The sequence below is a fragment of the Mycobacterium sp. SM1 genome, from assembly GCF_018361265.1.
In the GTDB taxonomy this organism is placed as follows: domain Bacteria; phylum Actinomycetota; class Actinomycetes; order Mycobacteriales; family Mycobacteriaceae; genus Mycobacterium.
Window position 1 is genome coordinate 48,980 of the sequence record NZ_JAFLNH010000005.1, and the last position, 20,900, is coordinate 69,879.

21 protein-coding genes and 2 pseudogenes are annotated in these 20,900 nt (G+C 64.7%); 12 read left to right on the forward strand and 11 right to left on the reverse strand.

Features of this window, described 5'->3' with window-relative positions:
* Positions 1 to 95: 95 nt before the first annotated feature.
* A complete protein-coding gene (locus tag MSM1_RS20345) occupies positions 96 to 1,118 on the reverse strand; it encodes a discoidin domain-containing protein (RefSeq protein ID WP_236057297.1) in 1,023 nt (340 codons plus the stop codon).
* A 664-nt stretch (positions 1,119 to 1,782) separates the two neighbouring features.
* On the opposite strand from MSM1_RS20345, the gene tnpA (MSM1_RS20350) reads away from it, so the two are divergent.
* From tnpA (MSM1_RS20350) to MSM1_RS20365, 4 genes are all read left to right on the forward strand, one after another.
* On the forward strand, positions 1,783 to 2,181 hold the full coding sequence (tnpA, locus tag MSM1_RS20350) for an IS200/IS605 family transposase (protein ID WP_213445933.1): 399 nt from the start codon (positions 1,783 to 1,785) through the stop codon (positions 2,179 to 2,181).
* 3 nt (positions 2,182 to 2,184) lie between these two features.
* Positions 2,185 to 3,435 carry an RNA-guided endonuclease TnpB family protein gene (locus MSM1_RS20355; protein WP_213445935.1) on the forward strand — a complete coding sequence of 417 codons (1,251 nt, stop codon included), beginning with the start codon at positions 2,185 to 2,187 and terminating at the stop codon, positions 3,433 to 3,435.
* A gap of 335 nt (positions 3,436 to 3,770) precedes the next feature.
* Positions 3,771 to 3,989 carry a hypothetical protein gene (locus MSM1_RS20360; protein WP_213445937.1) on the forward strand — a complete coding sequence of 73 codons (219 nt, stop codon included), beginning with the start codon at positions 3,771 to 3,773 and terminating at the stop codon, positions 3,987 to 3,989.
* Between the two features lie 136 nt (positions 3,990 to 4,125).
* Positions 4,126 to 5,706 carry a serine/threonine-protein kinase gene (locus MSM1_RS20365; RefSeq protein WP_213445939.1) on the forward strand — a complete coding sequence of 527 codons (1,581 nt, stop codon included), beginning with the start codon at positions 4,126 to 4,128 and terminating at the stop codon, positions 5,704 to 5,706.
* Positions 5,707 to 5,925: 219 nt separating this feature from the next.
* Here MSM1_RS20365 and MSM1_RS20370 read toward each other — a convergent pair whose 3' ends face one another.
* Together MSM1_RS20370 and MSM1_RS20375 are read right to left on the reverse strand one after the other, a co-directional pair.
* Entirely contained in the window at positions 5,926 to 6,762 is an 837-nt protein-coding gene (locus tag MSM1_RS20370; protein ID WP_213445941.1) for a hypothetical protein, read from the reverse strand.
* Positions 6,759 to 7,382, reverse strand: coding sequence for a hypothetical protein (locus MSM1_RS20375; RefSeq protein WP_213445943.1), 624 nt, complete (start codon positions 7,380 to 7,382; stop codon positions 6,759 to 6,761). The genes MSM1_RS20370 and MSM1_RS20375 overlap by 4 nt, the downstream gene beginning before the upstream one ends.
* Before the next feature lie 458 nt (positions 7,383 to 7,840).
* Between MSM1_RS20375 and MSM1_RS20380 the strand changes: the two genes are divergently transcribed.
* Positions 7,841 to 8,059, forward strand: a complete 219-nt coding sequence (locus MSM1_RS20380; protein WP_213445945.1) for a hypothetical protein — start codon at positions 7,841 to 7,843, stop codon at positions 8,057 to 8,059.
* Positions 8,060 to 8,171: 112 nt separating this feature from the next.
* A complete protein-coding gene (locus MSM1_RS20385) occupies positions 8,172 to 8,495 on the forward strand; it encodes a PIN domain-containing protein (RefSeq protein WP_236057299.1) in 324 nt (107 codons plus the stop codon).
* Positions 8,496 to 8,609: 114 nt separating this feature from the next.
* Here the strand turns inward: MSM1_RS20385 and MSM1_RS20390 are convergent, their stop codons facing one another.
* The 4 genes and pseudogenes from MSM1_RS20390 to MSM1_RS20405 all read right to left on the reverse strand — a co-directional run.
* Positions 8,610 to 9,029 carry a hypothetical protein gene (locus tag MSM1_RS20390; protein WP_213445947.1) on the reverse strand — a complete coding sequence of 140 codons (420 nt, stop codon included), beginning with the start codon at positions 9,027 to 9,029 and terminating at the stop codon, positions 8,610 to 8,612.
* A 226-nt stretch (positions 9,030 to 9,255) separates the two neighbouring features.
* Positions 9,256 to 10,506, reverse strand: coding sequence for an RNA-guided endonuclease TnpB family protein (locus MSM1_RS20395; protein WP_213445949.1), 1,251 nt, complete (start codon positions 10,504 to 10,506; stop codon positions 9,256 to 9,258).
* A 3-nt stretch (positions 10,507 to 10,509) separates the two neighbouring features.
* Positions 10,510 to 10,908 (reverse strand): IS200/IS605 family transposase, encoded by a 399-nt coding sequence (gene tnpA / locus MSM1_RS20400; RefSeq protein WP_213445933.1) that lies wholly within the window; start codon positions 10,906 to 10,908, stop codon positions 10,510 to 10,512.
* Positions 10,909 to 11,394: 486 nt separating this feature from the next.
* Positions 11,395 to 11,886 (reverse strand): annotated as a pseudogene (locus MSM1_RS20405) (transposase); the annotation flags it as partial.
* Positions 11,887 to 11,953: 67 nt separating this feature from the next.
* Here MSM1_RS20405 and MSM1_RS20410 point away from each other — a divergent pair.
* The 3 genes from MSM1_RS20410 to MSM1_RS22275 are packed head-to-tail and all read left to right on the forward strand — an operon-like array spanning position 11,954 to position 15,026.
* Positions 11,954 to 13,042, forward strand: coding sequence for a tyrosine-type recombinase/integrase (locus tag MSM1_RS20410; RefSeq protein ID WP_307857352.1), 1,089 nt, complete (start codon positions 11,954 to 11,956; stop codon positions 13,040 to 13,042).
* The gene (locus MSM1_RS22270) at positions 13,036 to 14,535 is read left to right on the forward strand and encodes a tyrosine-type recombinase/integrase (RefSeq protein WP_307857464.1); all 1,500 of its coding nucleotides are present in this window, start codon (positions 13,036 to 13,038) and stop codon (positions 14,533 to 14,535) included. The genes MSM1_RS20410 and MSM1_RS22270 overlap by 7 nt, the downstream gene beginning before the upstream one ends.
* Positions 14,536 to 14,564: 29 nt before the next feature.
* Positions 14,565 to 15,026 carry a hypothetical protein gene (locus MSM1_RS22275; RefSeq protein ID WP_236057383.1) on the forward strand — a complete coding sequence of 154 codons (462 nt, stop codon included), beginning with the start codon at positions 14,565 to 14,567 and terminating at the stop codon, positions 15,024 to 15,026.
* A gap of 27 nt (positions 15,027 to 15,053) precedes the next feature.
* On the opposite strand, the pseudogene MSM1_RS20425 reads toward MSM1_RS22275, so the two are convergent.
* From MSM1_RS20425 to MSM1_RS20440, 4 genes and pseudogenes are all read right to left on the reverse strand, one after another.
* Positions 15,054 to 15,830: pseudogene (locus tag MSM1_RS20425) on the reverse strand (IS256 family transposase); the annotation flags it as partial.
* A gap of 498 nt (positions 15,831 to 16,328) precedes the next feature.
* Positions 16,329 to 16,637 (reverse strand): hypothetical protein, encoded by a 309-nt coding sequence (locus MSM1_RS20430; protein WP_213445951.1) that lies wholly within the window; start codon positions 16,635 to 16,637, stop codon positions 16,329 to 16,331.
* Positions 16,638 to 16,736: 99 nt separating this feature from the next.
* Complete coding sequence (locus MSM1_RS20435) at positions 16,737 to 18,095, reverse strand: cutinase family protein (RefSeq protein WP_213445953.1); 1,359 nt, start codon at positions 18,093 to 18,095, stop codon at positions 16,737 to 16,739.
* Complete coding sequence (locus tag MSM1_RS20440) at positions 18,092 to 18,811, reverse strand: hypothetical protein (protein ID WP_213445955.1); 720 nt, start codon at positions 18,809 to 18,811, stop codon at positions 18,092 to 18,094. The genes MSM1_RS20435 and MSM1_RS20440 overlap by 4 nt, the downstream gene beginning before the upstream one ends.
* Positions 18,812 to 19,358: 547 nt before the next feature.
* Here MSM1_RS20440 and MSM1_RS20445 point away from each other — a divergent pair.
* From MSM1_RS20445 to MSM1_RS20455, 3 genes are read left to right on the forward strand one after another with little or no spacing between them, the layout of a single operon-like run.
* Positions 19,359 to 19,559 carry a hypothetical protein gene (locus MSM1_RS20445; protein WP_213445957.1) on the forward strand — a complete coding sequence of 67 codons (201 nt, stop codon included), beginning with the start codon at positions 19,359 to 19,361 and terminating at the stop codon, positions 19,557 to 19,559.
* A complete protein-coding gene (locus tag MSM1_RS20450; protein WP_213445959.1) occupies positions 19,553 to 20,575 on the forward strand; it encodes a conjugal transfer protein in 1,023 nt (340 codons plus the stop codon). Before MSM1_RS20445 ends, MSM1_RS20450 begins: the two co-directional genes overlap by 7 nt.
* 3 nt (positions 20,576 to 20,578) lie before the next feature.
* Positions 20,579 to 20,896, forward strand: coding sequence for a hypothetical protein (locus MSM1_RS20455; RefSeq protein WP_213445961.1), 318 nt, complete (start codon positions 20,579 to 20,581; stop codon positions 20,894 to 20,896).
* Positions 20,897 to 20,900 lie beyond the last annotated feature (4 nt).

The following is a 20,900-nucleotide window of genomic DNA, read 5'->3' on the forward strand; positions in this document are numbered from 1 at the left end:
AGCCTGGCCGTTTACGGCCGGGAGGAAGCCCATCCAGTCGGTCGGCCCGCGTAGCGGGCCGGTTTAGTCGGGCCGATTCTGCTGTTCGATTGTCGTTATCCGACCGTTCGGGTGTCGTAACCAACCGGTGATGCAGGCTGCATCACGAGCGCCTGGGGCGCGGGGCGCTCGCCCAGATCAGGCGGTCTGGTCGTGGCCGCTGCGTCCGGCGCCGACGCAGTGCCGAGAGTGCCGATGAACTGGATTTCGCTGATTGCTACGGTGGTCACATTGTCAGGGCTGGCTGAGGTTGTTTCGGTTGTGGCGGTTGCCGGATGGGGCGGGTCAGAGGTTTCTTTGACGCGGATCAGGAGTTTGCTGACGGTGGCTGGTGGGTTGATGGTGGCGGACCGCCAGTCTCTGGCTCCGCCAGTGTCGATGGTGACGGGGTCTCGCTTAAGGTCTTTGGGGAACCACACTTCGAGTTGTGTGACGATGCGGTGTTTGGACCATTGGTCAGTGCCGTCGGGGGCGATGGCGTCGAATCCGGAGATGGCGCGGACCTGGGTAATGGTGACTTGGCGGCTGAAGTCGACTTGGATGATCTGGCCGTCCTGGTTTTTGACGCGGGTACATACCCAGGCGGTGTTGAAGTCGCCGTCGAAGGCCCGGTTTGCGTCGGAGTAGTTAACGTCACGGGGGCACATGTCGGCGGCGGTGAGCCCTTTGATGATGGTGTCATTTCGCAGCGGCGGCGGTGTAGGTGTGGGCGGTGTGGCCGCGGTCGTGGTGGTGGTGTTCGACTGTGGGCGGATGTCAGCGGTGAGGTAGTTGACCGCGGCCAAGGCCACCAGCAGTAAAACGACCGCGGCGGCGGTGATAATTGCGGTGTGCATACGCCGCTCGGGCGGTACCCGTTTGTTGAATTGCTGCCCGGCGGCGCGAGCTGCCCGCTTGGAGGCGTGCAGGCTGCGGGTGAGCAGACTTGCCTTCTTGGGTTGGGCGTCAGCGGTGGTTGCTGGGGTTTCGGCGAGGCTGCGGCGGGCTGGCCGGGTGGCGGTTCGGGGGGCGAGCGAGGACAGGATCAGGCGCCGGTTCTCCCAGCTGTGGTCGGTCTGCAGATCGTGGCGTGTGCTCATGGCCCAATGTCGTTGTGGTCGATGATGTCGTAAATCGCGTCGTGGGCTTTCTGCTGACAGGTGCGTTGGGGCAGCCCCGGCAGGGGGTGGTCTGGCCGCTGCGGGCTTCTTAGAGTCATTGGAGGCGGGGGGCCGTAGTAGTGGTGATGGTGGTTGATCTGGGTCAGCTGCGGCGCAGGGCCTGGCGTAGTTGTGGTGCTGCGGCGGCGGCTGTGTCGGGCGTTGCTGATCAGGCGAGCAGTACACCGTAGGGCAGGCCAGGTGAACCAGATGGTGAGGCACAGGACGAAGCCGTAGCCCAGTGCCGCGTCAGTGGGGAGGCCGAACAAGCGGACGGCGGCGCCGGTCAGTAGCGCCGCGGCGATTAGGGCGCGTAACACGGTGTGCTCCCCCGCCCGTGGTGGGTGATCTCGATGGTTTCGCCGCCGGCGACTTCGCTCAGAAGCACATTTGCATTCTGGGGCAGTTCGCGGACAGTTCATGGTTTTAGTTGACGTCCTCCCCGCGGTCGGGCAACCGACCATAGGGGACGTAGCGCGGCGGACCCCGGGCTTTAGCCCTGGGGGTGAGCGCGTCAAAGCGTGGGCTTTAAGCGGCCGCTGGCACGCGTGTTTCTGGCGTGTCGTCGCGTTAGATAGGCGCAACCTGTCTACTGTTGTCGGGTATGGGTGTTACGTTGCGGACGAACGCGAATATCGCGTTTCAGTGCGCGTATCACGTTGTGTGGTGCCCGAAGTACCGGCGCCGAGTTATCGGCGGGCGTATGGAGGAGCGGCTTAAGGAGATCATCGCTGAGGTGATCACCGAGAAGGGGGCGTGGTTGATCGAGATGGAGGCCATGCCTGATCACGTGCACCTGTTGGTGGAGGTGGACCCGCAGTTCGGCGTGCACAAACTGGTGAAGGCCATCAAGGGCCGCTCGTCGCGGGTGCTGCGCGAAGAGTTCCCGTGGCTGAAGTCACGGTTGCCGTCGCTGTGGACGAACTCGTACTTCGTCGCCACTGTTGGTGGTGCCCCGCTGTCGGTGGTCAAACGCTACGTCGAGTCACAGAAGGACCGCTGAACCATGCTGACGGGGCGGCGGTTTCGGGTCGAGTTCACCGGTGAGCAGGCTGAGTTCGCCGAGCGGATCGGCGCGGCGTGCCGGGCGGTGTGGAACACCGGTTTGGAGCAGCGCCGCGAGTACCGCCGCCGCGGAGCGTGGATGAACTACCCCAGGCAGTGCAAAGAGTTGGCTGAAGCCAAGGCTGAGCATCCGTGGCTCAAAGATGTTCCGGGGCATTGCTTGCAGCAGACGTTGATGGATCTGGACCGGGCGTGCCGCCAGCATGGCACATGGAAGGTGCGGTGGCGTTCGGGGCGCAGGTGGGCGCCGTCGTTCCGGTTTCCCGAGGGCTCCAAGATGGCCGTGGAGAAGCTCAACCGTGGGCATGCCCGGATCAAGTTGCCCAAGCTGGGCTGGGTGAAGTTCCGCGCCAGCCGCAGCCTCGATGGCGAGACTGTCCGTTCGGCCACCCTCACCAGAGAGGGTCGGCATTGGTTCATCTCGATGTTGGTCGACGACGGCCGCCAGACCCCCGAGATCCACCCGGTGCCGGGTGCGGCGGTGGGGGTGGATCGTGGTGTGGCGGCGGCGATCGCCACCAGCCACGGGGATCTGATCGACCGCCAGTTTGTGACCGCTGGGGAGCGTCGTCGTGTGGTGGCGCTGCAACGCAAATTGTCCCGCGCATCCAGGGGCTCGGCCAACCGGGACAAAGCTCGGGCGGCGTTGGCGGCGGTGCGGGCCCGCGAGCGCCGCCGCCGCCTGGATTTCTGCGCTCAGACCGCCCACCAGCTTGCTGCTACCAACTCCGTGGTGGTGATCGAAGATCTCAAGACCAAGCAGATGACGAAATCGGCGAAAGGAACTGTCGAATCGCCCGGGCGCAATGTCAGAGCGAAGTCCGGGCTCAACCGCGCCATCCTGGACAAAGGCTGGCATCAGTTCGCGTTGGCACTAGCCTCGGCGGCCCGCTATACCGGGACCACCGTCGTGAATGTGCCGGCGGCCTACACATCGCAACGCTGCTCAGCGTGCAGGCAAGTGGACCCGAAATCCCGTGAGAGCCAAGCGGTATTCCGGTGCACCCACTGCTTACATACCGAGCACGCGGATGTGAACGCCGCGAGGAACATTCTGGCCGCAGGGCTTGCGGTCACCGCCTGTGAAGACCAACCAAGGCCCGCGGGCCGAGCGCGGTCACCGAAGCAGGAACCAGCAGGAAACCGCGAGGAATTACTGCTCCAACCCAACGCTGCTGCACCCGCAGCATAAACCGGTTGGAATCCCCCGGCTTCAGCCGTGGGGAGGAAGTCAAATGCGCGCGGTCGCATCACCTCGCCGGGCGGTTTCCTGGCGAGCCGGCTGCGCCGGCTGGACTGGCGGGCCGCCGGCCCGCCGATCGAGGGCGGCAGCGCCGCTGCCGCCCGCCCAGACCAGGCAACGGCGCGCAGCACACACGAGCGCCCGGCTGCTGTCGCGGTGTAGTTCTCCGCGACAGCACCATCCGGTCGCATCACATCGGCCGGTTCTAATTACACAAAAACCCGCTGCCCAACCGTACTCAGGTGGCCCGGTTACTGGGTGCCCACGCTGGCCGCCTGGGGTGCATGCCCATCGGAGCCATCCCGGTTCTGCTTGGGCATCGCAACCACGTGGCCGTGGATGAGCAGCAGGCCGCGGCGCTGCGTGCCCGCGCGCTCGCCGAGGTCGAGCGCCGCAACGATCCGACGTATCGGGGTGGGCGTGATGTGGTGGTGGGCGCCTGTCCGCGCTGCGGGGTGCCTGGAGACACACGAGATACGAGGGTCTCCATGCCCCTCTCATAACCATCGGTGTTTCAGCCAAACTTGGTCATGGCCGATTCTCCGGCTGAATGGCCCTGCTGCTATCCCTTGAGGTGCTACGGGCTGCCACTCATCGATTGCGGCTAGAGGTGGCCGAGACGCTCGATAGCATCTGCACATGCCGTTGACAATCGGTGCGGCCTTTGCGAACTTCACCATTATCCGGTCACTGGGTTCGGGGGCCATGGGCGAGGTTTATCTCGCGCAGCACCCGAGGTTGCCTCGGCGCGATGCGCTCAAGGTGCTACTAGCCCATGTCTCGGCTGATTCCGAGTATCGCAGTCGCTTTGAGCGGGAGGCGGATCTGGCGTCGACGTTGTGGCACCCGCATATCGTCGGCGTTCACGACCGCGGCGAGGCCGAGGGCCGACTGTGGATTTCCATGGACTTCGTCGACGGCCTCGACGCCGCCCGGTTGCTCGCCGAACGGTTCCCTGCGGGTATGCCTCCAAACCACGTCCTCGATATTGTCACCGCGGTAGCGAGCGCGCTCGACTACGCCCATAAGCAGGGCCTGCTGCATCGCGACATCAAACCGGCCAACATCATGCTCACCAACGTTGATGACGACGGCGGGCGGCGAATCCTTCTAGGCGATTTCGGCATCGCGCGCAGCGTCGATGACATTAGTGGGCTGACCGCCACCAACATGACCCTCGGCACGCTCGCTTACTGCGCTCCTGAGCAGCTGAAAGGTGAGGATCTCGATGGTCGCGCGGATCAATACGCGCTAGCGGCCACGGCCTACCACTTGCTCACGGGATCGCAGCTCTTCCCGCACTCCAACACCGCTGTGGTCATCGGTCGCCACCTGACGGCGCTACCGCCAGCATTGGCTGATCGTCGTCCTGAACTGGCCGCCCTCGACCCCGTGTTGGCGGTGGCGCTGGCCAAGGACCCCGACGACCGGTTTCCCCGTTGTTCAGATTTCGCGCAGGCGCTCGCTGAACACGCCATGAACCTCGGCCTGGCTTCCACCGCCGCGGCAACCGCGTGGGCACCCGCACTTGGCAACGCGACAACTGCTGTATCGCCACCTCGGCCGCCCACAGAAGAGCCGCCCGAACGTGCAGGCTTGGGGCGCTTATCGAAGTGGTGGCTCATTGCCATATCGGCAGCGACCGTAGTCGTATCAGTCGTAGTCGGGGTCGTTGCGCTGGCCTGGGAGCCGTGGCAACGGAAGCAGCCAACCGTGACCGCATCATCGACTCCACCGAAGTCGCCACCACCTATGTCGACCAGCAGTCCAACCGTCGCAAGCAGCAGAACGCCTCCGCCTGTGCCAGCAGCTGCACCACCGCAGCCTCATCCCCCAACAGGGCCGATAATCATCGCCCGTTGTTGGTACCCGGGCTCAGATCTAGGCGAGCGTCCCTCCGCCGTCGAGTTCGGGTGTGACGGCACTGGTGAGCTTCAAAACATGCATTGGACGTCCTGGGGCCCTGCGGGTGCCGATGGAACCGGTACAGCGGTGGAAACCAATTGTGTTCCCAGTTGCGCTGAGGGACAGCGGATCGCTTACCCGGTCGTCGTGCATGCGGAAGGAATAATGACCGCGCCAGCTTCATGTCGGGCCGACTTCTCGTACTACAGCACCCTCGTCATCGCTTATCCACAACGATCATCGGCATGGCAAACGAACATCACCTACAAGGGGATGCCCGCCGACCAGTACGAGGACGAACCGCGTTGCCACTAGCCGCTTGGACCTGAAAAAGTCGGCGCGTTGATCGGCGGTTTGTTGGCGTTGACCTGAGACGTTGTCCTCGATGCCCGCGCCACGCCCACAACTCCGATCCCGCGCCCTATATACGGACAGCCATCGCCGAGTCCATCCTCGCCAAAGTCCAGCGCGCACGCAGCAAACTCCAAACACAAGTAGTTAGCCAAAGCTGAGACGGACCATTAGCAACCCGGTTTAGGTCGACGCGCGCGCGTCGAACCATTCGAACATTTCGCTGAGAGCGCGGATCAGTCCGGTGGCAAGCATGACTGCGATTAGGCCGTTGTCATCGCGAAGGTGCGCCGTGGTCGCGTTATGAACGGTGACATGTCGCGAAAGCTCTTGCGGCTGCGGACGCCCGCTCTCCGGACTCCAATCGGTAAGAAATTTCACCACCGGCGCCAGGGCGAGTTCGATTCGAAGGATATTTGCAAGGATTGCGGCATCCAGGTTGCCCGGTGTCGCTTGCCTCTTGGCGTTCGGATATCTGTAGTCGATGTTGGCTTTAATCAAGGTGTCGCACGCGACGACGGCAAGGGCTTGCGCGGCTGCCGCGTGACCGAGCCGATACACCGTGGCTGCTTCACGAACCAGCCGCGCCTGATCTTCCACATTCGAGTGGATGTCCACGGCAAGAGCTTCGGCGCAGTCGTCAAGCACGTCGTCCTTGCGTTGCATCAAGATGTGGATGCGCTCGGGGCGATCTTTGGCGGCGAGGACGGGGGTGAAGACGTCGGCGCGTGGAACATACACCAGCGGAATGCCCTCGCCTTTGATGATCGGATAGGCAGTCGTAAGGTCGTTTCTTAGCGTCTTCGGCACCCAGTTTGGGGGATATTTTTGCCTGCGAAGATCCGCCAAGTCAACGAGTGGGAATTTGAGCCATGGAGCCTGAATCTCGTGGGGCTTGAAGGCTTTTGCCATTGATGCACTGGCCGAGGAATTGATGGATTCGATGATTGATCGAGCGATGTCGGATGCGTCGAAGAAGTTGCCGCCGAAGGAACCAGGTGTGCCAGGTGGGTGCATCATGCCGCCCTGTAGTGCTCGCGCAATCGTCGGGTGTCGCGCGTGAAGCCGAGTGCTATGCAGTAAGTGACGATGAAATCAGCGTTGAGGCCAGCATCTTTCAGCCGGCGTATCCGCTGTTGCGTGATGTCTCGATGCCTTCCCCTTTTCGCGCCTTCGGATAGGTAGTCGTCATAAAAGAGCATCGTCTTGAACACGTCGTGTAATTCGGCGTCTAACGGTGGTGTCGACTCGCCAGTTTCGGCGTTGAACGCCTGCACTGCTGTTGCCCATCCGAGAATGTTGGGCGCCGATCCCCACTCGAACACAAGCAGGCTGCTGTTGCGTGCGCGCTGCACGCAGTATGCCAGCGTTTCCTCGGTGGGCCATGCGGCGACAACGGGGCCGCCCCGGTCTTCGCGATCGGTCCGTGGGGATACCCATGGCACCCCAGCAGCCAATTCGGCGAGTATGTCGGGGTCGTTGATGAAGTTGTTGGTTATCTGCGGGGTGATGATGATTCGGCGATCGTAGCTGTCTTGCCAGTTAGCGGCGACCCACGTAGCCAAACGGTTCGCCGCCGAATCATCGTGACGTGCGCGAAACGGCATCCACGCCCCGCTGTGCTCGAGCTTTACTTGCATGAGGACAAACGTAGTCACATTGGGAACGGCGTGGTCGATGCCGCCACGTGTTGCACACGGTGGATTCATCCCGCGCGCCAGCGGATTTCGCGACTGCGGGCTGAGTGTTCAGCTGAGAACCGAACCCGATCACCTGCGACACCGTCTCGCCGTCCTCACTGCCGTGACGTTCGGCGGTGAGGGTCACGCCGACCACCACATACCCCCGGCCCAGCCACCTCGACGCGACGTCGTACCCGCTTGTCGCCCAGCTACTCAATCGTCTCGACAGAGCAGGCCCGCCCCACGACATCAAGGCGCGACCGGCGTCAGTGCGCATGCTCATACGGCCCGCCGACTGGCGCTGGGGGCAGCAGCCGAGGGTCAACTGATCCGATGAACGTGGACTCGCAGTTAGCGGTGGCGCAGCGGACCGCGACAACGCCCCGCATGTCGCGTTGGCCTGGCACAATGAATCCATGACCACCCGCGAGCGGCTACACCTGCTTGTTGACGCTATGGACGACGAGCAGGCCGAGCGTGCGCTACGCGCAGTCGAGCCGATTGCGCAGTCCCGCTCTAGCGCTGCTGACGCCGGTCGCCGACGGCTGCCTGAGTTCGTCGGAAGCTTCGACAGCGGACGCCACGACCTATCCCAGCGGGTGGACGAGCTGTTTGCTGACGGCTTCGGCCGCTGACCGGCCGTTGTGATCCTGGTAGACACCAACGTCATCGTGGCGCTGGCGGATCGGTCCGACACAGCACACGAACTCTGTCGCCGCTGGTTGGAGGTGCAGGCAGGCTGACGAGTTGGCCCTTCCGATCACCGTCCTGGCCGAGGCGTGCTACCTCATCGACCGGTTCGGCGGTCCGATCGCCGAGGCACAGTTCCTCGATTCGGTCGGCAGCGAGCCAGGTCGTCAATTCTGCCCAGTGGACCTTACTGACGCCGACTTGCGGCGGATGTCCGAACTCGTCCGGCAATACGCCGATCGGCGGCTGGGCGGCACCGACGCCTCGCTGGTAGCAGTCGCCGAACGCCTCGGTATCACCACGATTGCCACCGTGAACCGCAGGGACTTCGACAATGTACGGCCTCGCCATGTGCCCGCGTTCACCATCGTCCCCACCTGACCCGTAAAACATCCGCCCCCGCCGTTCACCCGAGCGCGTCACGGCCAACTGCGAACTCGGTTACCCGTGTCGTAGGTGGCCAAGTCCCCCCTCGGGCACATCCGACGACACGACTCAAGTCGGCCGCGGGCCCGCGAGCGCCGCCGCCGCCTGGATTTCTGCGCTCAGACCGCCCACCAGCTTGCTGCTCACCGCCTGTGAAGACCAACCAAGGCCCGCGGGCCGAGCGCGGTCACCGAAGCAGGAACCAGCAGGAAACCGCGAGGAATTACTGCTCCAACCCACCACTGCTGCACCCGCAGCATAAACCGGTTGGAATCCCCCGGCTTCAGCCGTGGGGAGGACGTCAAGCGCGCTCACCGCCAGCGTCGTCGGCCACAGGCGTTGCACATCGGCTGGGCTGGCGCCGCACGGCACCAGCACTAAATCCGCGGCGTCGATGGCGTCTTGGATGATGCGCGCCGACCCGGGCGGCGTGTCAATGATCGTTAGTTGTTGGTCGGGCGCGGCCAGCGGCGCGCGCGCCGGAATCACCGGGAACGGCAGCGGGCGGGCGGCCTCGCGGCGGCGCGGCGCTCACATGCCGGCGCCGGTGTGCCCACCACCACCACCGTCGCCGGCGGTGGTGGTGGCCGGCGGTTTGCGGGCCCGGGTGCGCGGCTCGGGGAAACCGGCGGCGCGGAGCTGGGCGCGACTGGCCCAGCCGCGCGCGCGGATTTGACGTCCTCCCCACGGCTGAAGCCGGGGGATTCCAACCGGTTTATGCTGCGGGTGCAGCAGTGGTGGGTTGGAGCAGTAATTCCTCGCGGTTTCCTGCTGGTTCCTGCTTCGGTGACCGCGCTCGGCCCGCGGGCCTTGGTTGGTCTTCACAGGCGGTGACCGCAAGCCCTGCGGCCAGAATGTTCCTCGCGGCGTTCACATCCGCGTGCTCGGTATGTAAGCAGTGGGTGCACCGGAATACCGCTTGGCTCTCACGGGATTTCGGGTCCACTTGCCTGCACGCTGAGCAGCGTTGCGATGTGTAGGCCGCCGGCACATTCACGACGGTGGTCCCGGTATAGCGGGCCGCCGAGGCTAGTGCCAACGCGAACTGATGCCAGCCTTTGTCCAGGATGGCGCGGTTGAGCCCGGACTTCGCTCTGACATTGCGCCCGGGCGATTCGACAGTTCCTTTCGCCGATTTCGTCATCTGCTTGGTCTTGAGATCTTCGATCACCACCACGGAGTTGGTAGCAGCAAGCTGGTGGGCGGTCTGAGCGCAGAAATCCAGGCGGCGGCGGCGCTCGCGGGCCCGCACCGCCGCCAACGCCGCCCGAGCTTTGTCCCGGTTGGCCGAGCCCCTGGATGCGCGGGACAATTTGCGTTGCAGCGCCACCACACGACGACGCTCCCCAGCGGTCACAAACTGGCGGTCGATCAGATCCCCGTGGCTGGTGGCGATCGCCGCCGCCACACCACGATCCACCCCCACCGCCGCACCCGGCACCGGGTGGATCTCGGGGGTCTGGCGGCCGTCGTCGACCAACACCGAGATGAACCAATGCCGACCCTCTCTGGTGAGGGTGGCCGAACGGACAGTCTCGCCATCGAGGCTGCGGCTGGCGCGGAACTTCACCCAGCCCAGCTTGGGCAACTTGATCCGGGCATGCCCACGGTTGAGCTTCTCCACGGCCATCTTGGAGCCCTCGGGAAACCGGAACGACGGCGCCCACCTGCGCCCCGAACGCCACCGCACCTTCCATGTGCCATGCTGGCGGCACGCCCGGTCCAGATCCATCAACGTCTGCTGCAAGCAATGCCCCGGAACATCTTTGAGCCACGGATGCTCAGCCTTGGCTTCAGCCAACTCTTTGCACTGCCTGGGGTAGTTCATCCACGCTCCGCGGCGGCGGTACTCGCGGCGCTGCTCCAAACCGGTGTTCCACACCGCCCGGCACGCCGCGCCGATCCGCTCGGCGAACTCAGCCTGCTCACCGGTGAACTCGACCCGAAACCGCCGCCCCGTCAGCATGGTTCAGCGGTCCTTCTGTGACTCGACGTAGCGTTTGACCACCGACAGCGGGGCACCACCAACAGTGGCGACGAAGTACGAGTTCGTCCACAGCGACGGCAACCGTGACTTCAGCCACGGGAACTCTTCGCGCAGCACCCGCGACGAGCGGCCCTTGATGGCCTTCACCAGTTTGTGCACGCCGAACTGCGGGTCCACCTCCACCAACAGGTGCACGTGATCAGGCATGGCCTCCATCTCGATCAACCACGCCCCCTTCTCGGTGATCACCTCAGCGATGATCTCCTTAAGCCGCTCCTCCATACGCCCGCCGATAACTCGGCGCCGGTACTTCGGGCACCACACAACGTGATACGCGCACTGAAACGCGATATTCGCGTTCGTCCGCAACGTAACACCCATACCCGACAACAGTAGACAGGTTGCGCCTATCTAACGCGACGACACGCCAGAAACACGCGTGCCAGCGGCCACTTAAAGCCCACACTTTGACGCGCTCACCCCCAGGGCTAAAGCCCGGGGTCCGCCGCGCTACGTCCCCTATGGTCGTCGATTACCGCCGGGCGATGAGCATCGCCGCCGAGTTCGAACGCGCGCACGGCTTAACCCGCACGCGACACGACCCGGGACCCGGCGCGGCGGCGCGCGATCCGGGCCCGCGACCGCGCCGCCCACCGGCGTGCCGCGCAGTCACGCGATGAGAGGCTGGCCGCGGCGCGCGCGGAAGCCGAGCGGCGCGCCGCCGCGCGCCGCGCACGCCAGCGTGACCGTGGCCGGGAGCGCGAACCCTGATGCGGCTTCGTCCGTGTGGTGTGTGGCGCGGCTTGGGGCCAAGTCCGGAGTGGTGGTGTATGAGTTCGCTCGATGCGTGACCCTTCGGGTGGGAGTTTAGGCCATCAATGCCGGCGTGGTGGTGCCGGACTGGTCATCGACCGGTTGGTCGGTGGTGGCCAGCACTGCGCGGGATCGGGTGAGCACGTCGAGGCCAAGGTAGCGGCGGCCTTCGATCCATTCGTCGTGCTGTTCAGCTAACACCGCGCCGACGAGGCGGATGATCGCACTGCGATCGGGGAAGATGCCCACCACGTCGGTTCGGCGCCGGATCTCTTTGTTGAGCCGCTCCTGGGGATTATTCGACCAAATCTGGCGCCAGATCTGTTTGGGGAAGGCGGTGAACGCCAGCAGCTCGGCGCGGGCGGCATCAAGGTGCTCAGCCACTTTCGGCAGCTTGCCACTCAGCGCGTCGAGTACTCGATCATACTGAGCTGCAACAGATTCCGCGTCAGGCTGGTCGAAGATCGAGTGCAGCAGGGTGCGCACCCACGGCCAGGACGATTTCGGGGTGACGGTCATCAGGTTATCCGTTAACCGGCCCTCGCAGGGGCGACACGCTCGGCGCAGGTGAGGTCCCACTAGTGGGGCTCGTGTGTGTTGACACTGGAGGTCGGTGGCTTTCCGTGTGGAGGTGCCGATGGGGCTTCGGGTGGCCGGCGATGGAGACGTCTTTCTGATTGCCGGTGAGGTTGCCGCTGGGCAGCGCGACGACGTCGCGGTGGTGAACCGGTTCTTGGCGCATCTGCAGGGCAGAAACTTCGCTCGGGCGACGCGACGCGCGTATGCGTATGACGTGTTGAACTTTTTGCGGTTTCTCACCGGGCAGGGCGTTGGTCTGGCCGAGGTGCGGCCGACCGACTTGTTTGATTATCTGGACTGGCAGACCCAGCCCAAGCGCACTGCGGGTTCGACAGTGGTCCGGTTATCCGAGCGGCGGGGCGCCGCTGCCGCGACGCAGAACCGGCGCATCGCCGCGGTGCGGGCCCTGTTCGAGTTCGCGGTGATCACTGGCGTGGTGATGGCCAGTCCGGTGCCGGCGGCGCGGCGCACCAGCGGGCTTCGGGCGCGTCGGGGCTTGCTGGGCCATATCCGGGCTCGTCACTCGCGGTCAGGCGGCCGGCTGGTGCGCCAGCAGCGGCTATTGCCGGAAAGCCTTGAGCTGGCTGAGATTGAGGCGTTTCTGACTGACCTGGGCACCCATCGCGACCGCGCGATGGTGCTGCTGATGCTGCTCGGCGGACTACGCGCCGCCGAGGTCCGCGGTCTGCTGTTGGCCGAGGTGGACATCGCCCGCCGGCAGTTGCGGGTGGCCGGCAAGGGTGGTCGGGAACGGGTGGTTCCGGTGGACCGGCCGTTCTTCGCTGAACTGGCTGCTTATCTACGGCTTGAGCGTCCAACAGATTGCACGACCGAGCAGTGTTTTGTCGTGCTGCGCGGGCCGACCGCAGGGCAGCCGTTGACCGAGGCTGGGATGCGTCGAATCTTCCGCACCCACCGGGCCAGCTCGGGCGCAGCCCGGGTGCGCCCCCACCGGCTGCGCCACACCTACGGCACACAGTTGGCCGCGGCCGGGATCGACCTGCTGGTGCTGCGGGACTTGATGGGACATGCCAGCCCCGAGACAACGGGAAAATACGTGCACCTATCGGCTGAGACCCTCTGCGCCGAGTACAGCACCGCTCGCAAGGCATCGCCGTGGTAAGTGTCGCGGTTAGCGCGGCCGACGCCGCGCCGTTGCCCGGCGCAGCCGGGCTGATCGCTGCCTACGACGCGCACGTCGAGGCGGTGTCGCTTTGCGCGAGTGTGCGATTCGCACGGCGTCGCAGTGCGCGCCGCTTCGTGGACCGCTTTTCCGACCTGGCGGTGTGGATGCGTCGGCCCACTCCTGCCCGGCTGACAGACCTACACCGGTTCAAAGCGTGGTCGTTCGTCTCGTGGTGTTTCATTCAGCGGCACCTGGTCCCCGACGTGGAGCTACTGCTGGCCAAACCAGCCGGGTGCGGGCTACCGGTCGAGTGGGCTGCCCACGAGCCCGACAACGTGGCCGCAGTCGCCGAGGCCGCCGCGGTGCTGGGCTGGAGTGCCAACTGGCAGCGTCAGGTCGGGCTGCTGGCCGCCTCGACGATTTGCCTGCACGTGGGAAAACCCGTGCGGCGGTTGACCGAGGACGACTTCGCCTGTGTGCTCGGACAATTGGATGGATCGGCCGCGCTGTCTGCCTCGGCGCGCCACCATGCCCGCACCCGGCTGTTCGCCTTGCAGCAGGCCTGTTATCAGCTCGGCAGCCTGAGCACCCCGCCGCGGCAGAGCCGACCGGTGGCGGTCGGGCCACTCGTGCATGCCTCCGGTGTGCGCCAGCCGCTGATCCGCACCGAGGTCGTTCGCTATGTGCAGACGATCACCACCACGCTGCGCCCCTACACCGTGGCCGGGCGAACCAAGGCGCTGCGGGTGTTCTTCGACTACCTCGCTGAGCACCACCCCGAAGTGACCCGGCTGCAGGAGATCGAACGGACCCGCCATATTGAGCCGTATCTGGCGTGGGCGCGGGCCCGGCCGTGGCGCGGCAAGAACCGCCAGCGCCGCACCATCGGCGTGGTCGCGTTCCACCAAGACGTGGTCGACCTGCGCTGCTTCTTCGAAGACATCGCCGGCTGGGGCTGGCCGTCGGCCCCGCCGCGGCGGCTGCTGTTCTACGCCGACATCCCACGCACCCCCGACGCGCTGCCCCGAGCCCTGACCCCAGACGTCGACCGGGCGCTGACGACGGCCGTCGCCAACCTCGATGACGCACTCGTGCGTACCGGCCTGCTGCTGCTACGCGCCACCGGCATGCGCCTCGGCGAACTGCTCGACCTGGAACTGGACTGCCTGCTGGACTTCGCCGGGCATGGCACCTGGCTGCGAGTGCCGGTCGGCAAGCTGAACTCCGAACGCATGGTGCCGCTGGAGCCGGACACCGTGCAGGTGATCGACGCCTGGATCGCCCAACGGGGCCGCCAGCCTGCGCTGCCTCACCCCCGCGGCGGCCGGCTAACTGAGTTCTTATTCCTCGAACACGGCCGTCGGCCAACGTCATTCCGGCTGCGCAAGGGCCTGCTCGATGCCGTCGCCGCCGCCGGGCTGCGCGGCCGCGACGGAAAGCGCTGCACGTCACCCCACACCAGCTGCGGCACACCTTCGGCACCAGCCTGATCAACGGCGGTATCGGGTTACCCGCGCTGATGGCGCTCATGGGCCACGTCACCCCGGAGATGACGTTGCGCTACGCCACGCTCACCACCCCGACCATCCGCAGTGCCTACCAGGCGGCGATGGACAAGGGCCGCGCCGGTCAACTGCTGCCACTGACCGCCGTCAACGCCGCACCGCCGGTACCTGACAAGGTCGCCTGGCTGCACGCCGAGATGCTCAAAACCCGGCTCGCGCACGGCTTTTGCGCCCGGCCCAAAGCCGCCGGGCCTTGCCCCTACGCCAACATCTGCGAACAGTGCGACTTCTTCGTCCCCGACCCAGCGGCCACCACGACGATCAGCGCGCAACTCGACGACATCCGCGCCCTGCAAGCCGATGCCCACGCCCGCGGCTGGGACGACGAGGCCGCCCGGCATCAGCGCGTCGCGGCCAATCTCGATCAACACCTCCAACGACTACGCCGCCATCACTCGACCGATCTGCCTTCTTGACTCCGGCCGCGAGGGCCGGTTAATGACCGCGTAATGGGTGCGGCAGCGCTGCCAGGCCGCTCCGGGCAAGGTGGCGCCAATGGCCTCGACCAGCCCGGGATGGGCGTCACTGGTGACCAGGGCCACCCCGGACAGCCCGCGAGCCACCAGGTCGCGGAAGAACGCCAACCAGCCCGCTGCATCCTCGGCGGAGGTGACCTGCACGCCCAGGATTTCGCGGTAGCCCTCGGCGTTGACGCCGGTGGCGATCAGGGTGTGCACCCCGACCACCCGCCCGCCCTCGCGCACCTTGAGCACCAGGGCGTCCGCGGCCACAAACGTGTAGGGGCCGGCATCCAGTGGGCGGGTGCGAAACGCCTCCACCGCCTCATCGAGCTCGGCAGCCATGACCGAGACCTGCGATTTAGAAAGGCTTGTCACGCCGAGGGATTCGACGAGGCGCTCCATGCGCCGGGTGGACACACCGAGCAGATAGCAGGTCGCCACCACACTGGTCAGCGCCCGCTCGGCCCGCTTGCGCCGCTCCAGCAGCCAGTCCGGGAAATAGCTCCCCTGGCGCAACTTGGGAATTGCCAGCTTGATCGTGCCGACGCGGGTATCGAAATCCCGAGGCCGATACCCGTTGCGCCGATTGGTGCGACCCGGACTACGTTGCCCATAGCCAGCGCTGCACACCGCGTCGGCCTCCGCGCCCATCAGGGCCTGAATAAACGTCGACAACAGCGCCCGCAGCAAATCTGGGCTCGCCGTAGCGAGTTGCTCCTCCAACAGCTTCTCAACATCGATAGGGTGGTGGTTGGTCATCGCGTTGTTCTCCTTCGGGTGACTTGATCCGTCGTTTCGAAGGATCACGCGATGACCGCCCTCTACTGGGCTGCGACACACCCGCTAATCAGCGGGTCGTACACCACCTCCCTGGACGCAACTCGGCTTGGCGCGCCTTGGCGCGCCTGGCGCATGGCGTGTCGCGCACCGTCGATGGCATGCCTTGCTAGGGGCTAGTGCAGCCGTATTGGCGGTTCGAAAATGGTGTGTTTTTTTCAGTGCGTGGCGGGCTTGGCGCAACCGTGTGTGGGACTCAAAGACTGGTTAGAGCGATGGTCTTAGTGGTGCGCTGAGCGCAGATTTCGGCGGTCTGGCTGCGAGTGTGTGGATGGTCTGGGCGCGGGCGTTGTTGCACTTTGGCGCACCACTGGTTAGGTGATGTGTTTGTCTGACTGTAAACGTTTCGGGTGGGACGCCTACATGGTTCAAAGGGGGGTGTGTGGCGGTCTGAATGCGGGGTGAGTCGCAGCGTTGCGGCTAGTCGGCGGCATGGGTTTGTTCACGGTTGAGTTGGGTGCGTAGCGCGGCGATGTCGGGGTGTCTGACGTAGACGTCCCAGTTGTGGTCGAGGTCGTTTATATCAGCTCCGGCTGCTAGGTCTAAGCCGAGTTCGGTGAGGCGATCGGCGAGCTGGCTGCGGTGTTGGCAGAGGGTGTAGATGGGCCAGTGTTCTATCTTGGCGGAAGTGTCGTTGCCGGTGGTTTCAGTCCAGCCGGTGAGGGTGATTACGCCGTCGTCGCCGCATAGCAGCCACAGCCTGTAATCCGTGTTGGAGGCACCTTTCATCGCTAGTTGCGCCCGATGGCTGTGGTGGGCTGGCTGGTGTCTTGAGTGGCCGCGACGTGGTGTCGTGTAGGGGTTTCGGTCATCGGTCGGTTCGACCTTTCAGACGAGTTTGTTGAGTTGGTTGAAGAAGTAGCGCTGGACGAGTTGGGTGCCGGTGTGGCCGGCTTGATCGAGAGGCATGGTGTCGTAGTCGTTGTGGAAGTTGCCGTTGATGAATTCGGCGAAGTGTTTGAGGGCGGATGCGACGGTGGTGGCGGTGAACTGGGAGAAGGTTGGCCCGAAGATGCCGGTGGCTTGGGTTCCGATGCCGCCGGTGGCGACGGAGATGGCGTTGATGACTGCGGTGACCAGGTCGCTGAAGTTGGGTCCGGGGTGGGCCAGTTTGGTGCCGACGGGGCCGAAGCCGCTCACGTTGACGGTGGTGATCTTGTCTTGCATTTGTGACAGGGCGGCGCTGACGGCGGCGGCTTTGGTGGCTATCGCGGTGATGAGTGCGGGGATCGCGGTCCAGGCGCGTAATTGGACAAGGTTGATGACTTGGGTGGCGGTGTTGACGAGGTCTGAGGCGGTGGCGGCTACTTGGGGGTCGCCGAGCCAGAACAGCTGCTGGGCGAGGGCTTCAGCGAAGGCCGCGCCGCGGTGGATGAGGTTGGGAATCAGGCCGGGGTCGCTGACGAGTTGAACGATCTGGTTGATGGCGGCGGCGGCGGGGGCGACAAGGCCTGCCATGAAGATGGAGGCGAGTTTTTGGGCTGATCCGGCCGGGTCGGAGGCGTCGAGGTGGGAACCGAGGTGGCCGATGAAGCGCATCACCAGGTCGGTTTGAGGCAGGTTGCAGAAGTAGTCCAGGGGGGCGCAGATCGACAGGATGCCGTTGCGTTGGGTCAGAGATCCGAAGCCGCCGCTGCGCACGCCGGCGAAGCCTATGCCGGGCTTGTTGAGGCCGATAGTGGGTTGGCCTACAGGTGATTGTGAGGGGTCGGCTATCAGGGCTGCGCCGAGGAGGCGGTCGGCGGGGATGGCGCCTTTGTTGTGGCCGATTGCTGCGGCGATGTCTCCGGCGATGTCTGCGCCTTGGCTGTAGCCGGTGAGCAGGAATCGGGTGGATGGGCAGCGGCTTGCGACGGTCCTCATGTGGGCGTTTGCGCTGTCGATGCCGGCTTGTTTGGAGCCGAGGTATCCGCCGCCTTCTGTGCCGCCGAAGATGGTTGCCGGGTATGGGGTGTAGTAGGTGTTGATGGTGATGCGGGAGTGCTGTTTGAGTGGCTCGAGGATGCTGCCGAGGATTCCGACTGGCTTGCTGGGGTCGGCGTGCGGGTTGGTTTGTGTGGTGCCGGGTACGGCGATCGCTTCGACTGCGGGGCAGTCTTCGGCGGCCTGGGCGTGTGGCGTGTTGTAGAGCAGCAGGCCGGCGGTGAATAGCAGGCATGCGGCCGTTGAGTAGCGGTGGGTTGTCATGCTGCGGCTGTTGCGGTCTGGAAGTGGGTGCTGAGTTTGCGTATGGCGCGTTGTGCGCGGCGTTCCACGGCTGCAACGTTGGCGCCGAGGGTGTGGGCGGCGGTGTGGGGGCTGAAGATGTCCGAGTTGAGGTAGAGCGCCTTGAGGGTCTCGTACTCGAGTGCGGTGATGATGCGGCGGTCGCGGGCCTGGGTGAGTAGGTGTGCGGTGTGGTCGTCTTCGGTGCCGTGGTCGGCGCGGTCGAGGATGGTGGCGTGTGGGTCGACGCGGGTTGCCACCGCGGGTGTTCCGGTGCGTGGGCGGGCGGCGAGGACTTTACGCAGGGTGGCGTTGTAGAGGTAGCGGGCGGTGAGGATCTGGGGTTCGGCCGCGGTGCGGATGAGGGTGAAAAAGATGGCCAGGGTGTCGTTGTCGCGGGCGTCGCGGTCGGTGGACAGGTAGCCGTCGGGATCGGCGAACTCGGCGATGCGGCGCAGTGGATGGCGCATGAGTACTGCGGCCATGAGCAGTGCGTGGGGGTCGCCGTTGCGGGCGTAGCGGGCGAGGGTGGGAAGGACTGTGGTGGCGGTGTCGAGGCGCGAGCAGATGGCGTTGGGCGCTTCGGGAGGGTTGTGGTGCAGGGATTGGATGAGGGTGACTGCGGGCGTGAGGTCGCCGCGGCGTGGCCGGGTAAGCAGGCGGTGTGCCTGGTCGGCGATTTGGTCCCAGATGGTCATTGGATTCCTTGGCGTCGTGGGTGGGTGACGCGCTTATGGAATCCGCGGAAGTTGTTGGCGGGGTTTGCGGAGCGGTTTTTGAAGCGGTTGACAAGGACCACCATCAGGTGTGATTGACGTCACAAACAGTGGTGGCGAAGTGGGTGTGTGCGGTTGTCGGGGCGGTTGTCAGGGAATTGGTGTGTGCCGTTGTCGGGAGTTGCTGCGCATTGCGGTAGATTCGGCCGGCCCAGGGCCGCGCGGCACCGGCACCAGGGTGAAGAATGCTGCGGGAGGCCGCCAGGGCGTTGCCGCGGAATATGCGGCGATGCGCTCAGCGCATACGGTGTCAAGCTAAGGCTGGCTGGGGGACTCGCTCGTCTATAGCTTCCGCCTAGCGGCGATAGCTGAGCCGAGCGTAATCCCCCTGTCAAGCGTCTAGCGAACATCGCGATGACATACGCGCATATGCGTTATCGATTCGTTACCTATGCGGTTGTCGTGAAATTGGCGATTCACCCCGCATAAGAGGGCGTCCCAGGTCCCCGACCCCTCTGGAGGCCCGCCCATGGGGCAGCCGATTCGCCGCAGCTACGCAGCGGCGCGTGCGTACTCCGACCAACTGCGCGACCTCATGGACCAACTGCGGGCAGACCCGCTCAACGAATCCAAATCGGTGGCCCTGATCGCCCACATCATCGACAACCGTAGCTTGGCCGCCCAGCTGCTCGACCACCTGGAAAAGCAAACGATAGGGGCCGCATGCTGACCCGCTCCCTGGACCGATTCCTCGACTCGCTGTTTTTACGGATTGCCGGCGGCGACAGCATCCGCGCCGATGAGCTTCGCGCTCGCGCGACAGGATCGTTTTTAGCGTTCATCATGGTCAGCTATATCCCGCTGATTGTGGCCGTGGCACTGCTCGTCCTGCACCGCCCACATTCGGTCGATGAGTCCATTGAACGCGACCAGCTGACAGCCGTTGAGGCGTACGCAATCCGCTACGTCGACACCTATCTGAAAGACCCGTCTAACACCGCTGCGATCAAACAGTTCTACGACGGCGAAGTACCTGTATCGGCGCTGCCCGCCGGCGGGCGCGCCCTGCGCGCTGCGTCATGTCTTCCTGGTGTTTTCAAAGACGGTTTTCAGACCTACTCGGTAGTCGTCGACGCCGAGATCCCGAAGGCCGCCAACGCCGCATCGACGGTGGCAATGAAGCTACAGGTCGACATCTCAGCTGACAGCAAGAATCTGTACCGGGCGTTCACCCTTCCGCATGCGCGATCCGACCGCAAACCGGGCCGCCCAGTGCAACTGGCTACCCAGACACTGGTCTCCGAAGACCGGCCGGTGTATAAGACGGTTTCCGGGTTCCTTGCGGCGATGCTGACCGGGCAGGGCGACCTGACACCATATGTCGCTGCCAACTCCACATTGACTGCACAGCAGCCTCCCCGGTTCACCACGATGGCCATCGAGCGGGTGCAGACGAATTCCGAGGCGGCGACAGCCCAAGATGTTCCGCCTAAAGCCGATGGCATTGAGGTCACTGTTCGTGCCGTCATGCAGACCGCCAGCGGTGTTCTGATGCCAATGGATTTTCCGCTCGTCATGTCGGTGGCCGCAGGCCATTGGCAAGTCGATCGGATCAACGATGCGCCGAGCATCATCGTGCCGATCGATTCTGGTCCTTCGGGCTCCACATCGACGACGTCCACAACCACGACTACGACGGCAACACCGCCACGGAGTTACACCACTAGCGCCCCGGAAGGGAGTTAAAAGATGATCACCACTATCGCGCCAATGCTGCTCGATGGCAGCGCCACAGCCGCAGCCACTCATATCACGACAGTGGCCGCACCGATCTGGGATATCGGTGCCAATATCAAAAACCAAGGCATCACTTTCGCGGTGTATCTGCTGATGGGTGGCACCGCGCTTGTGACGGCCGCGCACTACTTCATCGGAAGGAACAAAACCGCTGCCCTGAAAACCGTTGCAGTCGGTGCCGTGCTGATCGGTTTGATTAGCTCGCTTCCCTCCCTGGGCGCGGTGTCAAAAGACACCGTTGGAGGGCTCACGAACAGCGGAACCCGATAGGCCG

Coding starts and splice junctions, on each gene's coding strand:
- MSM1_RS20365 (WP_213445939.1), top strand. CDS start 4,126: ATGCCGTTGACAATCGGTGCGGCCTTTGCGAACTTCACCATTATCCGG.
- MSM1_RS20445 (WP_213445957.1), top strand. CDS start 19,359: ATGGGGCAGCCGATTCGCCGCAGCTACGCAGCGGCGCGTGCGTACTCC.
- MSM1_RS20360 (WP_213445937.1), top strand. CDS start 3,771: ATGCCCATCGGAGCCATCCCGGTTCTGCTTGGGCATCGCAACCACGTG.
- tnpA (WP_213445933.1), bottom strand. CDS start 10,908: ATGGGTGTTACGTTGCGGACGAACGCGAATATCGCGTTTCAGTGCGCG.
- MSM1_RS20370 (WP_213445941.1), bottom strand. CDS start 6,762: ATGATGCACCCACCTGGCACACCTGGTTCCTTCGGCGGCAACTTCTTC.
- MSM1_RS22275 (WP_236057383.1), top strand. CDS start 14,565: ATGGCGCTCATGGGCCACGTCACCCCGGAGATGACGTTGCGCTACGCC.
- MSM1_RS20450 (WP_213445959.1), top strand. CDS start 19,553: ATGCTGACCCGCTCCCTGGACCGATTCCTCGACTCGCTGTTTTTACGG.
- MSM1_RS20395 (WP_213445949.1), bottom strand. CDS start 10,506: ATGCTGACGGGGCGGCGGTTTCGGGTCGAGTTCACCGGTGAGCAGGCT.
- MSM1_RS20345 (WP_236057297.1), bottom strand. CDS start 1,118: ATGAGCACACGCCACGATCTGCAGACCGACCACAGCTGGGAGAACCGG.
- MSM1_RS20430 (WP_213445951.1), bottom strand. CDS start 16,637: ATGAAAGGTGCCTCCAACACGGATTACAGGCTGTGGCTGCTATGCGGC.
- MSM1_RS20455 (WP_213445961.1), top strand. CDS start 20,579: ATGATCACCACTATCGCGCCAATGCTGCTCGATGGCAGCGCCACAGCC.
- MSM1_RS20380 (WP_213445945.1), top strand. CDS start 7,841: ATGACCACCCGCGAGCGGCTACACCTGCTTGTTGACGCTATGGACGAC.
- MSM1_RS20440 (WP_213445955.1), bottom strand. CDS start 18,811: ATGACCATCTGGGACCAAATCGCCGACCAGGCACACCGCCTGCTTACC.
- MSM1_RS20435 (WP_213445953.1), bottom strand. CDS start 18,095: ATGACAACCCACCGCTACTCAACGGCCGCATGCCTGCTATTCACCGCC.
- MSM1_RS20375 (WP_213445943.1), bottom strand. CDS start 7,382: ATGCAAGTAAAGCTCGAGCACAGCGGGGCGTGGATGCCGTTTCGCGCA.
- MSM1_RS20355 (WP_213445935.1), top strand. CDS start 2,185: ATGCTGACGGGGCGGCGGTTTCGGGTCGAGTTCACCGGTGAGCAGGCT.
- tnpA (WP_213445933.1), top strand. CDS start 1,783: ATGGGTGTTACGTTGCGGACGAACGCGAATATCGCGTTTCAGTGCGCG.